Genomic DNA, 13608 nt, shown 5'->3' with positions numbered 1-13608 from the left:
CGATACTTTGCCAGTTGATTAGGTTATGTAGTTCATCGAGTTCTTCGATGGCTTTGTGAGCGTTAATGAGACTGTCTGCTAGGGAGAGTTGCCCTGTTTGTTTCCATGCCATATTCGTGTCTTTTGCTATCTGGTTGATTTTACTGTATTATATCACTTTTACAAACTTTTGTGCATTTGTTCGTGCAAAGGTTTCTTAATCACTTTCTTTGGGACGAAAAAAAAGCAAGTTGTCTGTCGCCAAACTTCCAACTTGCTTCTTATCCCTTTTAACCTGAACGCCAAAAAGGAGTATCGTTATGATACAACAAAACCTGCCTTATGTGCCAGAAAAATTTGCTGGCACGTCTTCAAGTTACTGTCTAAGCACAGTTGCCAAAATGCTTCAGCTTCAACCAAAAAAATTTATCCAATGGTTAGCTGACAACCACTACATTTTTAAACGCCAATCCCAACCATGGGAAGCTTATCAAGCCCACGTTGATACCAACCTCATGACGCATCGCTTAATTCGTATTGAACACAATTCAGGCGATGTGTCGTTCGGTATGCAGGTTCGCATTACTGCACGAGGCGTTTCTCATTTCGCTCAAATACTGGCTTAATGCAAAATTTCAGCTTATAGTAAGATAAACGACATTCGCTGTCGTTTGTCTATATTTGCTTGCTAGTTATTTATGTGAATTCATGCTAAAAATAAATCATTAGCCACAACAAGGATTTTTTATGCCACCAAACGCGCCCCTACCCACCGAACTGTATCGGCAAGCTCTGGCCGAATCGGTGCATGTCAGCACCAAAACCATCAATTCCAACATTGACAAAGGTGGCATTCGCCTTGCCCGTGCCCAAGCGTTGGATTTGCCGTATATCAGCGCGCGCACCTTGCTTGCCGATGACATGACCATCCCAACCGATTATCAAGCCAACACAGGCAAAACCGCGACGCTGTTTAAGACGCTCAAAGCCGCCATGCTTGCTGATAGCGTGCAAGATGACGCGCAAAACCGCGACGCAACCGATGCCCAAACCCAACAAATCATTGCTGCGTTGCAGCCTGATATCGCGGCGTTGTTTAGCCAGCCGTATCAAGCAGGTTTGCAGCATGTCAATATTCGTATGCGCCAGTTGTTGCTGCCAAAGGCAGACGGCTACGTCTCGGTTAGTCCGATGACGGCAGCAGGGGTCAATCATTGGTTTAATTTGGCGGTTGATGCCATCAAGGATGCGTATAAAACCGACGATGATTTGCACAATCTTACCACGGCGGTATTTGGTATTGGTGGGGCAAATCCGCAAAACGTCGGCAGTTTGGTGCGCGCGATGCAACGCCCTTTGTATCTGACTGCGCCCAGTAGCGATGCGTCTATCCGTCATGCCTTTAGCCTGTATTACAAGGGCTTGGATTATTACATCCCAAATCAGCCGTCTATCGATAGCAAGTACCAACCTGCGCTGTTGGCATGGGCGGCAATGCTAAACCAAGGCTTGATGGCAACCCGAGCCGATGCCAACGGGCAGGACTGGGCAGGTAAGCAAATTGAGGCAGCCAGCAGCGATTTGGCAAGCCGTGAGGCAGAGGTCAAGTTTTTGGGCGATATCGTGCGCGGTGTGTTGGCGCAAGGTGAGCGCGCACGCCAAGTACTTGTGCAAGCGCAAGACCGCCTGCCCAATATTAGCGCATATCAGCCAAATACCATCGACAACGACACAGGCGAGACGGTGAGTAAACCCATCGTGGCACGTACGCCGCTGCTACACCCTCGTGTGCGCTTGGCGGTGCAAGGGCTGATTGACCCAAACCTGCGTGACGATGGTTGGCTGCTGGTGTTTGCCGATGACTTGGCGGCGCATATCGTGCGGCAAAAATACCGTATGGCAGGACAGCTTGCGCCCGTCACCTTGGTGCTTGATGACAGCACTGTGCCGTTTTTGGCGCGGCGGATTCGTGGTTTATTGTATGCATTCAAGGAGTTGGCATGATGGCATATTATGCGATATTGCCGCACATTGAGGTGCAAGCGGCAAATCTACACACCAGTGGGCTGCTACTGGGTGGTGCGCCCATCATGGCGGCAAATTTGTTCGCCCATGCTATTTGCCGTCGCCTAGGCGTGCAAGACACGGGGGTGATTTATATTCACCACGACAGGCAGGACTTGGGCAGCTTTGCGTATGGACGTTTTACCCCTGCCCAGCGGCGTGGGTCGGTGTTTATCAATAAATCTGATTATTCCTCCAAAAATCCACACGCGTTGTCATTGCAGCCAACGGCAAGTTGCCATTTGCGCCTAAGCTTGCTGGTGCGGCTTGAGGCAAGGCGCGTGCCGCGGTTGGCAAAGCTGCGAGCCTGTTTGGCAAATGCTCGCTTTGCAGGTGGGCAAATCATCGGCATGGGTGAGGTGCAACTGGTATCTGCGGAAAATTTACACCAGATTTTACACCAAACCATCAAACATGGCTTTGTGGTCATTGACCGTCAGGATGTTTTGACCGCCTACCAACGCACGCATCGGCTTGACCGTTTGCAAGCGTTTACCCGTCTGTTGGCACTGACCCCAACGGGGCTGGCACATGCGTTTGGCAAGCAGCACGCGCTTGGTTTTTTGTCAGCGACCAATGTCGGCTACGCGCTGCTTGAGCCGCCCACCGAGGCGCGTACTGGGGTGCGCCAAGCGTACGATATAAACGGCGATATGTTGCCAACGGCCCATGCGTATGCCGAGCCACTACTTGGGCTGGTGCAGTATGTGTCGATTCAGCAGTTATTTGCGCTTACCAAGCCGCAAGCCGATGACAACAACCATGCCGATGCTAGCACCGCCAACGATGGCGATGAAGCCACTTTAGCCAATCCGATTGCCGAGCCGCTGCGCCAGTTGGCTGCCAAGCCCAACGGGCTGTTTTGGCGATATGGCTGGCAGGATTTTGACGGCGGTGCGGTGTTTTTGTTACATCAAGGCGATTTGGATAATCCAACGCATTGATATGGCTAAAGATTTGCGTTTTTAGCTACCCTACATTTGTTAATCTTTTAACTTTGTTTTACCCCAGCCATTCTTATACCGATCACAGGAGATCATCATGGCAACTTTTAAAAAACTACCAGCCAGCCTTGCCCTACAACGCGGTACTGTTATCAGTGACGGGGCGTTTTTTCATTTGATTGACGGCAAGCGTGAGCCGCTTCAAGTTATGTACCATGGCATTCGCGGTACGCAAAACGTGGCAGGCAACAAAAGCAAAGGCGCGGCATCGGGTGCGTCCAGCGCGCGTGAGGTCAGTAACATTCAACAAACCGAATCTGCTAAGCTATTGCCCAATGCCAAATTGTTGGTGACGTGGGATTTTCGGCTGATTGATTTGTCGGCGGTGTTGTTTGCCAGTGCCAGCAAGGCAGGCGCGGATAAAGCCGATGAGCAGGCGTTTCGCAAGGCGTTTCAAGGCTTTGTGGCTCGTGCCAAAACCAGTGACGGGCTGGTCACGGTGGTGCAACGTTATGTGCGTAACGTGGTGAATGGGCGTTGGTTGTGGCGCAACCGTTTGGCGGCAGAGCATATCGTCATCAACGTGTCTGCCAGCCAAAACCGCGAACAGACCTACGATTTTAATGCCTTGGACTTTGATCTATCAAGTTTTGACCATGTCAGTGCCGATGAACAGGCGTTGGCCGATATTTTGCTGCGTGGGGCAACAGGTGAGGCAACCGATGCAGGGCTGCATATTGAGGCGGTGGTAGATTTTGGCATGGGTGGTGTTGAGGTGTTTCCGTCACAAAACTACCTTGAGGATAAGCCCAAAGGGTTTTCGCGGTCGTTGTATCAGCTCAACCCCGTGCGCCCGCAACGCAGCGCAGATAACAACCAGTTGTTGGGGCAAGCGGCATTACGCGACCAAAAAATCGGCAATGCCATCCGCACCATTGATACATGGTACCCCGATGCCGCTGCGTATCAGTTCAAGCCGATTGCCGTTGAGCCCAACGGGGCAAGCCTTGAGCAGCAGTTTTTCTTTCGGGTGGGCAAAGACAAGGCTTCAGCGTTTGATATTTTAAAAGAAATTGACGATTTAGATCCAAACAGCGACAAGGGCATGTTTTTAATCGCCTGTTTGATTCGCGGTGGTGTGTATTCAGAGGGTGATTAAATGGCGTTTGATTATTATGTTGATGTGCGGGTCGTTCCGTCAGCAGATACGGTGGATTTGTCGCTGGCAACCATCCGCAACCAAATCTATGGTGTGCTGCATGGCGCGTTTCGGGCGTTGGCACAGGTCGATCCATCGCCGTATGCCATCGCGCTGGTGGCATCGCCGCGCTTGGTTGGCAAACAGCAGGCGTTTGAACGCACCTATGGCAAGCCGCCACGGTTTGATTTTGATATTTTTCGGGTATTTTCAACGTCTGCTGAGGCGTTGCAACGGCTGATTGATGTCATCGGCCAACACTGGAAAATCCGTGATTACAGCGTGGTTGGTACGCCGCTTGCCGTGCCAACCGACAATGTCACAGGCTGGCACAGCTATCGGCGTTATCGTATTCCTACGGCCAAGGCAGAGCGCCAGCAGCTAAGCCATGACAACGCACCGCTGCGTGAACGGCGTATGCGTGCTGCCAAGGCAATGCCGTTTTTGCAGGTGCAAAGCAAAAGCACGGGGCAACGCTTTACGCTGACCATTGACATTATGCCAATGCCCGATGCAGGCCACGGGCAACCCGATGGCTATGGGCTTGCCCGCGCCAGCCAGCCGTTTGCTTTGCCTGTATTTTAGGTGCTAGGTGCAGCTGCTCTACTAAACTTTAGACCTTGGCTTAGGCTTTCGGCGCTAAGCGTTTGGTTGAGGGCAGCTGCGTTTTTTTTGTTGGAGACGATGATGTGCCCCGCCAAAACCAAATCCACAAAACCCAAGTCCAAATCCACACCAAGTCACCCTAAAACCCACGCAAATCATCCCAACAACGGACATTTGCGCCAGCAGCGCAGCCGTCCGCTGATGCTGTCTAAACGCGCCTGTGTGTTTTATCTTGAGCGTGTGCGCGTGGTGCTAAAAGATGACCGCATTGTTTATCTGACCGAAAGCTTACAGCCAACCGAGCATTTTTATAACATTCCTGAAAAAAACACCGCGTTTTTGCTATTGGGTAAAGGCAGTTCGATTACCGATGCCGCTGCCCGACGGCTGGCAGAGTCCAATGTGATGGTTGGGTTTTGTGGTTCGGGTGGATCGCCTTTGTTTAGCGCGTTGGATTTGACTTTTCTTGCCCCACAAAGTGAGTATCGCCCAACCGAATACATGCAGACGTGGATGCAGGCATGGCTTGATGATAGCACACGGCTTTTGATGGCAAAAATCCTGCTCACCGAGCGTATCGAGATGGTCAAAAAATACTGGCAACGCCATGCGTTACTAACCAGCCGTGGTATTCGGCTGGATGAGGCGACGCTTAGCCGCTTTGCCCAAGATATTGAGGCAGGCACAAGCCAAGAACAGCTTTTGACGGCCGAAGGACGCTGGGCAAAGGCGTTGTACAAAACTTTGGCGACGGGGTTTGATTTTGTTTTTACCCGTGAGGAGGGCAAAAACAGTCACGAAGATGTGGCCGATATCGCCAACAGTTATCTTGACCATGGCAATTATATTGCGTATGGCTATGCGGCGGTCGCGCTGCATGGGTTGGGGATTAGCTTTGCTTTGCCCATGCTGCATGGTAAAACGCGCCGCGGTGGGCTGGTGTTTGATATTGCTGATTTGGTCAAGGATGCGCTGGTTATGCCGCAGGCGTTTATTTCGGCAAAACTGGGGCATGACCAAAAAGAATTTCGTATGCAGTTAATTGAGGTGTGCCAAGACCAAGATGTGTTAGACTATATGTTTGGCTTCATTGTTGAGACATGCCAAAAAATCAAGTCATATCAAATAGTTAAACCAAGCACTTAAAAAAGAAGTGTTTTTATTGTATAAAATCGTATATCATTGATAATTAGAAAGTTATGCAAAAAACTTTCTAGTTTGCCATCGCATAGATGGTTTAGAAAGTTTGCTCAACCATTTTAGCAAAGGCTTCCGCGTTTGCCATCGCATAGATGGTTTAGAAATACAGATAAGGCTGCCTCGGTAAACTCGTTGGGTTTGCCATCGCATAGATGGTTTAGAAAGTGACGATTATAAGGCGCAGCAGCGTTCTGTCGTTTGCCATCGCATAGATGGTTTAGAAAATTCCTTGAATTTGTCAAGCACTTTTTGCTTGGTTTGCCATCGCATAGATGGTTTAGAAAAGCCGCACCATCAGGCGGCGCGATATAAAACTGTTTGCCATCGCATAGATGGTTTAGAAATTTTAGCGTTTGTGCTTCATTGAGCCGCACGCGTTTGCCATCGCATAGATGGTTTAGAAACTCTCCAGGTCGATTACTAAACCAACAATTAAGTTTGCCATCGCATAGATGGTTTAGAAATTTATAGTATTCACCATTAAGGTACTTATCGAGTTTGCCATCGCATAGATGGTTTAGAAAACACCGCCTGTTGCAAACCGCAGTGTATCAGCGTTTGCCATCGCATAGATGGTTTAGAAATATATGGGGCGTTAGTGAGCACACAAGAGAGGGTTTGCCATCGCATAGATGGTTTAGAAACTTGCCGCCCTTGCCGCCCTTGCCGTGGCTTGGTTTGCCATCGCATAGATGGTTTAGAAAGCCAAAACTTGCGCTATTGCGAATAAATTCCTGTTTGCCATCGCATAGATGGTTTAGAAAAAAGGATTATGAGTCCTGTATTTAATGAAAATGTTTGCCATCGCATAGATGGTTCAGAATCAACGCATCGGTGGGTGTAGCGGATTTTTGAAGTTTGCCATCCCATAGATGGTTTAAAATTAAAAAGTCCGTCTTGGCAAATTCCCCACTGCTAACGGGATATGTTAAGATGTACCTTTTATCACCCGAACACCACCTCAAGCACACAAATGCACACCCAATCCCCCCAAACAGGCACGCTCTACGTCGTCGCCACACCGATTGGCAACTTGGCAGACATGACCCCACATGCCGTCGAATGCCTCAAAACCGTTGATGCCATCGCCTGTGAAGACACGCGCACCTCCAGCACCCTGCTGCGCCATTTTGGTATTGCCACGCCAACGCTTGCCTACCATGACCACAACGCCGACAGCCAAACCGAACGCCTACTCAATCGCCTACAAGACGGGGCGCGTATCGCGCTGATTTCTGATGCAGGTACGCCACTGATTAGCGACCCTGGTTATCGGTTGGTCAAAGCCTGTCACCAAGCAGGCATTCGGGTGTCACCTGTGGTTGGCGCGTGTGCGGCGATTGCGGCGTTGTCAGTGGCAGGTTTGCCGTCGGATAAGTTTTATTTTTATGGTTTTTTGCCTGCCAAATCGGGCGCGCGCCAACAAGCGTTACAAGACTTACGCACCCTATCCGCGACGTTGATTTTTTATGAAGCACCGCACCGTATTGCCGAATGCGTGGCAGATATGGCAGCCATATTGGGCAGCACGCGCACAGTGACGCTATGCCGTGAGATTAGCAAAACCTTTGAAACGATTTATCAAACAGATTTGGCAGGTTTGGTCGAGTTTATCGCCGCTGACAGCAACCAAACCCGCGGTGAAATGGTGGTGGTGGTGGCAGGGGCAAATCTTGCTGACCATGACAATGCCGAGGACGCACACGACGAGCTACTCACGCGTTTATTGGCGGATTTGTCCGTCAAAAAGGCAGCACAACTGGCGGCAGATTTGACAGGGGCGAAAAAAAACGCGCTGTATCAACGCGCGTTATTTTTGCAAGATTTAAAAAATGCTTAAACATTAAATTCAAACCACCAATGGATAAATCTGCTCAGCAAGCACCCGTGCCAAACGCACAGGCACGGCATTGCCAATCATCTTGTAACCATCATTCAGCGATTGGTAAATAAAGGTAAAATCATCGGGAAACCCTTGGATACGCGCGCATTCACGCACCGACAACCGCCGATAACGGCCAGTATCGCCAACAAATTCAAACTGATTGACCCCGATACGGCGCATTTTGGGCGCGTTGGGGTGCTGCGGTGCTTGTCGCCCACTGGCTTGAATGGTAAACGATGGCTCATCCCACGCACGCACACGGTTACGGCTCATGTAGATCGGTGAATAACCGCCCGTGAAGTATTCATGATTGGCAACCACGCATGCCGTGCCATTGGTTTTGTTATTCGTCTTTGCAGGCAACGCGCTATCAGCCAAATCACCTATCGCGTCTGCCAAGGTGGTTTTATCCTCGTCAGCAAGCGGTGACGGAAAGGTAAAATTTGTCGCCAAATCCTGCCGAAACCCAACATAAAACACGCGCTTGCGGTTTTGTGCCACGCCATAATCATGCGCGTCAAGCAAGGCAATATGCACCTCATAGCCTGCTGCCTCAAACTGGGCGACAATGTTTTGCACAGCAGGTTGGTGACGTTTTGCCAACATCCCCGAGACGTTTTCAGCGACAAAAAACTTGGGCTGTTTGGCGCGTAAAATGCGCACATAGTCAAAAAATAACTGTCCGCGGGCATCATCAATGCCGCGTAACGCGCCTGCTTCGCTCCAACTTTGACACGGTGGCCCGCCAATCATACCATCACAATCGGGAAAATCAGCGGCGGTGAATTGTCGGATATCGCCTTTAAGCAAGGGGTTGGCATGGTTATACTCGTAAGTCGGCCAGATGGTTTTGTCGTATTCATTCGCCAGCAATACGTCAAAGCCTGCTTGCCGAAAGCCCAAATCCATGCCGCCTGCACCTGCAAATAGGCTAACCAACGTCGGTTGTCTGATTGATGGGTTATCTATCATGGTTTTATATCTAATCATGGCTAGACAATCGCATCAAGCACATTAACCGTCATGCCTGCACCCACTTACCGCCTTGATAGACCAATGCAAACTTGGTTGCCTTGCCATCTTTTTCTGAGCCGACATACTGCTGCGCGTCTTTGCGACTCCAGCGCAAAATCGTTGGATTGCCGTCATCGTCGGTGTCGGGCGCGGTCAGCAGGTACTGAAATTTTGGCTCTAATTGGTCAGCAACCGTGCGCAATTCGGTGATTTTGGGCGGACGGGTTTCACGCACTTTGGGAAATTTGCTGGCCGCCAAAAACAGCCCTGCTGCACCTTCGCGCAAAATATAATGGTCATCGTGCTTTTGCGATTTTAAATGCGGCATATCAATCGGGGTCATGCGTGGTGGGGCGGCTTCCCCATTTTTGAGCACTTTACGCGTGTTGTCACATTGTTGGCAAGCAAAGTACGCGCCAAATCGCCCTGTTTTAAGCTGCATCTCGCCGCCGCATTTGTCGCATTCGATGGTTGGCACATCGTTGTTGCCTGCGGTTTCAAACACGCCTTTTTCAAGCAAATAGCCATCGCAATCGGGGTTGTTGCCACAAACGTGTAGTTTTAAGCCCCCATCAACCAAATAACCATCCATCGCGGTGTTGCATTTTGGGCAGCGTTTTTTCTCCAGCAGTGCCAAAATCTCGTCTTGGTTGTCGTCGTCATCGCTGGCGGTTTGGTTGGCAAATGCCTCAACAGGCATCAAGTTTTTGGTACCTTTGCAGCGTTCTTTGGGCGGCAAATTGTAGCCCGTACAGCCCAAAAACACCCCCGTTGAGCCTGTGCGAATTTGCATCGGGCGGTCGCATAGGTCACAATGAATGTCAGGCACGTCGGTTGGGTCGTTGGGCTTCATGCCATCGGCTTGTTTGGCGTGGTCAAGTTTATGCTTAAAATCGCCATAAAAGTTGTCCAGCACCTGTTTCCAGTTTTGTTGCCCGTCCGCCACGTCGTCAAGCTTGTCCTCAAGTCCTGCGGTAAAGGCATAGTCCATCAAATCAGGAAAACTTGCCGTCAAGCGGTCGGTGACGATGTCGCCCATTTTTTCGGCAAATAGGCGTTTGTTTTCAAGGCGCACATAGCCACGGTCTTGGATGGTTGAAATAATCGACGCGTAAGTTGAGGGTCGCCCGATGCCGCGTTTTTCCAACTCTTTGACCAAACTTGCCTCGGTGTAGCGTGCAGGCGGTTTGGTAAAGTGCTGGCTTGGCACAATCGCATCCACCGCCAGCACCTCACCGACTTGCACGTCGGGCAGTAGCGTGTCCTCATTGTTGGCAGGCGGTTGCACCTTGGTGTAGCCATCAAACGTCATCACACGCCCACGCGCTTTAAGCTCGATGTCATCGGCATGTATGGTCAAGGTCAGTGCCAAATATTTGGCAGGCAGCATTTGGCAGGCAACAAATTGCCGCCAAATCAGCTCATACAGTCGCTGTGCGTCGCGCTCCATGCCTTTGAGCATGGTCGCCGTCACGGTGACATCCGATGGGCGAATCGCCTCGTGCGCCTCTTGGGCGTTTTGGCGGTTGCCATACACGTTGGCGCGTTCGGGCAGGTAATGTTTGCCAAATTGCTTGTCAATGTAGCCGCGCACGCTGTTGAGCGCATCGGCCGACAAAAACGTGCTGTCGGTACGCATGTAGGTGATGTGCCCTGCCTCATACAGACGCTGGGCAAGCAGCATGGTTTTTTTGACAGGAAAACCTAAGCGCGTGCTGGCCGCTTGCTGCAAGGTTGAGGTGATAAACGGTGCAGATGGCTTGGATTGGGTCGGTTTTTGCTCACGGTCAGCCACCACAAATTGCGCCTTGTGCAATCGCTCAACCACCGCCTCGGTCTGTGCTTGGTTGCCCAATGCCAGCGCCTCACCGGCCTGCTTGGTCGCCTCAAGGCGCAAAGCAAACGGCGGCTGTTTGGCGGTTTGCAAACGCTCACTGTGGGCATCGACGTGGATTTGCCAGTATTCAACAGGGGTAAACGCACGAATCTCGCGCTCACGCTCAACCACCAAGCGCGTTGCCACCGACTGCACACGCCCTGCCGACAAGCCACGGGCGACTTTTTGCCACAACAGCGGCGACACCATGTAGCCAACCACACGGTCCAAAAACCGCCGTGCCTGTTGGGCATTGACGCGGTCATAGTTGAGTTTGGTCGGCTGGCTGAACGCTTGCTGAATGGCAGATTGGGTGATTTCATTGAACACCACACGGCTATATTTGCTGTCATCACCGCCGATGACTTCTTTTAAATGCCACGCAATCGCCTCACCTTCGCGATCCAAGTCGGTCGCTAAATAAATCGCATCGGCTTCTTTGGCAAGGCTTTTTAGCTCTTTGATGACTTTGGTTTTGTTGGGCAACACCTCATAATGCGCCGCCCAGCCGTGTTCAGGGTCGATACCCATACGCCGCACCAAGGCTTGTTGCGCCTTTTGCTCACGGGTAAGCTTGATGCCATCGTCCGCGGTTTTGGTGGCTTTGGCTTTTTCACCACTGCCCGACACGGGCAAATCGCGGACATGCCCGACGCTTGAGCGCACGATGTAATCGTTGCCCAAGTATTTGTTGATGGTTTTGGCTTTGGCAGGTGACTCAACAATCACCAACGCCTTGCCCTTGCTGCTGTTTGGTTGTCCATCATCGGCAGGGCTGGCGGTTGGGGTTTTGGCAGTCTTGCTGCGGCTGGTTGGGCTGGGTTTACGCATAGGCTGTTTCAATGCTGTCAAAATTTGTTCAATAAAATCTGATAGGGTTTAATCACTCACGCGAAATTTGGCAAGTCATTTGTTCCCGTCATCGCACGATGGTTGGGCCAACTTGTCAAATCAAGCCAAATCTGTGTCCTAAATTGCGCCATTGTGCAACAAATCGGCATAACGTTGCAAATCGGTTTTTAATTGAATTAGGTCATTTGTGCGCGTTTCAAGCGTGGCAGGCGACGCGCCGATATTCTCACGCCAATATAACGCCATAAAATTCGCCTGCGCACTCAAGCCCAGCACATACGGCGCAATGCTGGCAGGCAAATCAATCGGTGCACCATTGAGCGCGTTATTTAACAAAAATTTGTTGGTTGCTAGCTCTTTGGTTTGGGCAAATTGCTGCCAACGCCCCGCCAGTTGCCAGCGCCCATCAATGGCAACAAAATCACACGCAGGCAAACGCGCGCCCTCAATGATACAGCCGTATTGCGCCACCATGTTATCAAGCGGGTTATCAAGCGGGTTATCAAGGGGTTGATTGGGCTGTTTGTCCAACCGCCCAACCAGCCAATCGGGACAAACCACCAATTTAGGCTGCAACCCCACCTGCCGCGCCGTCATGCGCAAATCATCAAGCCGCCGCGCGCGCGCTGAGGGCATCAGCCCCATGATACTGCCGACAGCAAACAGCACAACCACCACACACACCCAAATACCCATCAATTTTTCACCTGTTTATCACTGCCCGACGATCCAGCACCATTTAGCCCCTTAGTTTAGCATACCCATCAACATCAAGCCGTCATGGCGTTGTCATATTCTTGCGTTAGGATAGGCACAAAAAATGCGTTTTTTACACTGCCATCCAATATACCGTACCCCCGGTACAATATATATCGGTACAATATATATCGGTACAATATATAAGGACAAGCCATGACTTACCGCCCCCTCACCCCCCTCAATGACGAACAACTTGAGCAAAAAGTTGCCATGGCAACCGACGATTTGACGGCTGACAGCTACCTCAATGACGCAGACATCGGCGACGAAAACATTCGCCAGCAGCTCCAAGACGAGCTGATTGACAGCTATGATGAAGAAATCGAAAACGAGCTTGACGACTATGTGCAAGACCACCGCTACGCGCGTAGCGAATTGACATCCGACGAAAAGCTAGAGCGTCATGTATATTTTAAAGAGCTAATTCGCCTACAAAAAGAGCTCATCAAGCTACAAGATTGGGTCGTACACAACGGTGAGCGCGTTGTGGTGATATTTGAAGGGCGCGATTCGGCAGGCAAAGGCGGGGCGATTAAACGCATCACCCAACGCCTAAATCCGCGCGTGTGTCGCGTCGCCGCGTTGCCTGCACCCAGTGACCGCGAAAAAACCCAATGGTATTTTCAGCGTTATGTCGCGCATCTGCCAGCCGCAGGCGAAATCGTGCTATTTGACCGCAGCTGGTACAACCGCGCAGGGGTCGAGCGCGTGATGGGCTTTTGTACCGAAGAGCAATACCAAGAATTTTTTCAATCTGCGCCTGAGTTTGAGCGCATGTTGGTGCGGTCGGGCATTCGTTTGATCAAATACTGGTTCTCCATCACCGATGAAGAGCAGCACGCGCGTTTTTTAAGCCGTGTGTATGACCCCCTCAAGCAATGGAAGCTATCACCGATGGATTTGGAATCACGCCGCCGCTGGGAGCAGTACACCAAAGCCAAAGAAGTGATGTTTGAGCGCACCAACATCCCCGAAGCGCCATGGTGGGTGATTGAAGGCAACGACAAAAAACGCGCACGGCTCAACTGCATCAGCCATCTGCTGTCGCAAATCCCGTATGAAGAAATCCCCCATGCAATCGTCGAATTGCCACCGCGTGTGCACCACGATGATTACGTGCGTGAGGAAATCCCTGCCGAGATGTACGTGCCGCAGGTGTATTAAACCAAACCGTGTTTTTAGACCAACGTTTTTGTGCCAACAAGGCAGCCGATGGTTGCCTTGTTTATGG

General features: G+C 50.9%; 11 protein-coding genes, 1 pseudogene and 1 CRISPR repeat array. Of the genes and pseudogenes, 8 read left to right on the top strand and 4 right to left on the bottom strand.

Going from position 1 to position 13608, the window contains the following annotated elements:
• Positions 1-112: pseudogene (locus AC5L4R_RS08630) on the bottom strand (IS5/IS1182 family transposase); the annotation flags it as partial.
• A gap of 187 nt (positions 113-299) precedes the next feature.
• Here AC5L4R_RS08630 and AC5L4R_RS08625 point away from each other — a divergent pair.
• The 7 genes from AC5L4R_RS08625 to rsmI all read left to right on the top strand — a co-directional run bounded on the left by AC5L4R_RS08625 (position 300) and on the right by rsmI (position 7831).
• The gene (locus AC5L4R_RS08625; protein ID WP_494473539.1) at positions 300-605 is read left to right on the top strand and encodes a phage antirepressor KilAC domain-containing protein; all 306 of its coding nucleotides are present in this window, start codon (positions 300-302) and stop codon (positions 603-605) included.
• A 121-nt stretch (positions 606-726) separates the two neighbouring features.
• Entirely contained in the window at positions 727-1983 is a 1257-nt protein-coding gene (locus tag AC5L4R_RS08620; protein WP_494473538.1) for a hypothetical protein, read from the top strand.
• On the top strand, positions 1980-2987 hold the full coding sequence (csy2, locus tag AC5L4R_RS08615) for a type I-F CRISPR-associated protein Csy2 (RefSeq protein ID WP_494473537.1): 1008 nt from the start codon (positions 1980-1982) through the stop codon (positions 2985-2987). Before AC5L4R_RS08620 ends, csy2 begins: the two co-directional genes overlap by 4 nt.
• A gap of 97 nt (positions 2988-3084) precedes the next feature.
• Positions 3085-4146 (top strand): type I-F CRISPR-associated protein Csy3, encoded by a 1062-nt coding sequence (gene csy3, locus AC5L4R_RS08610; protein ID WP_494473536.1) that lies wholly within the window; start codon positions 3085-3087, stop codon positions 4144-4146.
• Positions 4147-4770, top strand: coding sequence for a type I-F CRISPR-associated endoribonuclease Cas6/Csy4 (gene cas6f / locus AC5L4R_RS08605; protein WP_494473535.1), 624 nt, complete (start codon positions 4147-4149; stop codon positions 4768-4770). It abuts the gene before it with no gap.
• A 222-nt stretch (positions 4771-4992) separates the two neighbouring features.
• Positions 4993-5937 (top strand): type I-F CRISPR-associated endonuclease Cas1f, encoded by a 945-nt coding sequence (cas1f, locus tag AC5L4R_RS08600; RefSeq protein ID WP_494473541.1) that lies wholly within the window; start codon positions 4993-4995, stop codon positions 5935-5937.
• Between the two features lie 70 nt (positions 5938-6007).
• A CRISPR array of direct repeats spans positions 6008-6875; the repeat unit is 28 nt; unit sequence GTTTGCCATCGCATAGATGGTTTAGAAA.
• An 89-nt stretch (positions 6876-6964) separates the two neighbouring features.
• Positions 6965-7831 carry a 16S rRNA (cytidine(1402)-2'-O)-methyltransferase gene (gene rsmI / locus AC5L4R_RS08595; RefSeq protein WP_494473534.1) on the top strand — a complete coding sequence of 289 codons (867 nt, stop codon included), beginning with the start codon at positions 6965-6967 and terminating at the stop codon, positions 7829-7831.
• A gap of 9 nt (positions 7832-7840) precedes the next feature.
• Here rsmI and AC5L4R_RS08590 read toward each other — a convergent pair whose 3' ends face one another.
• From AC5L4R_RS08590 to AC5L4R_RS08580, 3 genes are all read right to left on the bottom strand, one after another.
• Positions 7841-8848 (bottom strand): DNA cytosine methyltransferase, encoded by a 1008-nt coding sequence (locus AC5L4R_RS08590; protein WP_494473533.1) that lies wholly within the window; start codon positions 8846-8848, stop codon positions 7841-7843.
• Positions 8849-8897: 49 nt separating this feature from the next.
• Complete coding sequence (gene topA, locus AC5L4R_RS08585; RefSeq protein WP_494473532.1) at positions 8898-11597, bottom strand: type I DNA topoisomerase; 2700 nt, start codon at positions 11595-11597, stop codon at positions 8898-8900.
• A gap of 138 nt (positions 11598-11735) precedes the next feature.
• Positions 11736-12314 carry a hypothetical protein gene (locus AC5L4R_RS08580; RefSeq protein WP_494473531.1) on the bottom strand — a complete coding sequence of 193 codons (579 nt, stop codon included), beginning with the start codon at positions 12312-12314 and terminating at the stop codon, positions 11736-11738.
• 216 nt (positions 12315-12530) lie between these two features.
• Between AC5L4R_RS08580 and ppk2 the strand changes: the two genes are divergently transcribed.
• On the top strand, positions 12531-13541 hold the full coding sequence (gene ppk2, locus AC5L4R_RS08575; RefSeq protein ID WP_494473530.1) for a polyphosphate kinase 2: 1011 nt from the start codon (positions 12531-12533) through the stop codon (positions 13539-13541).
• The last annotated feature ends 67 nt before the right edge of the window (positions 13542-13608 follow it).

This window comes from Faucicola sp. SE7633, assembly GCF_059264685.1.
The sequence above is the reverse complement of the archived record's forward strand: the minus strand, read 5'-3'. Positions and strand labels throughout refer to the sequence as shown.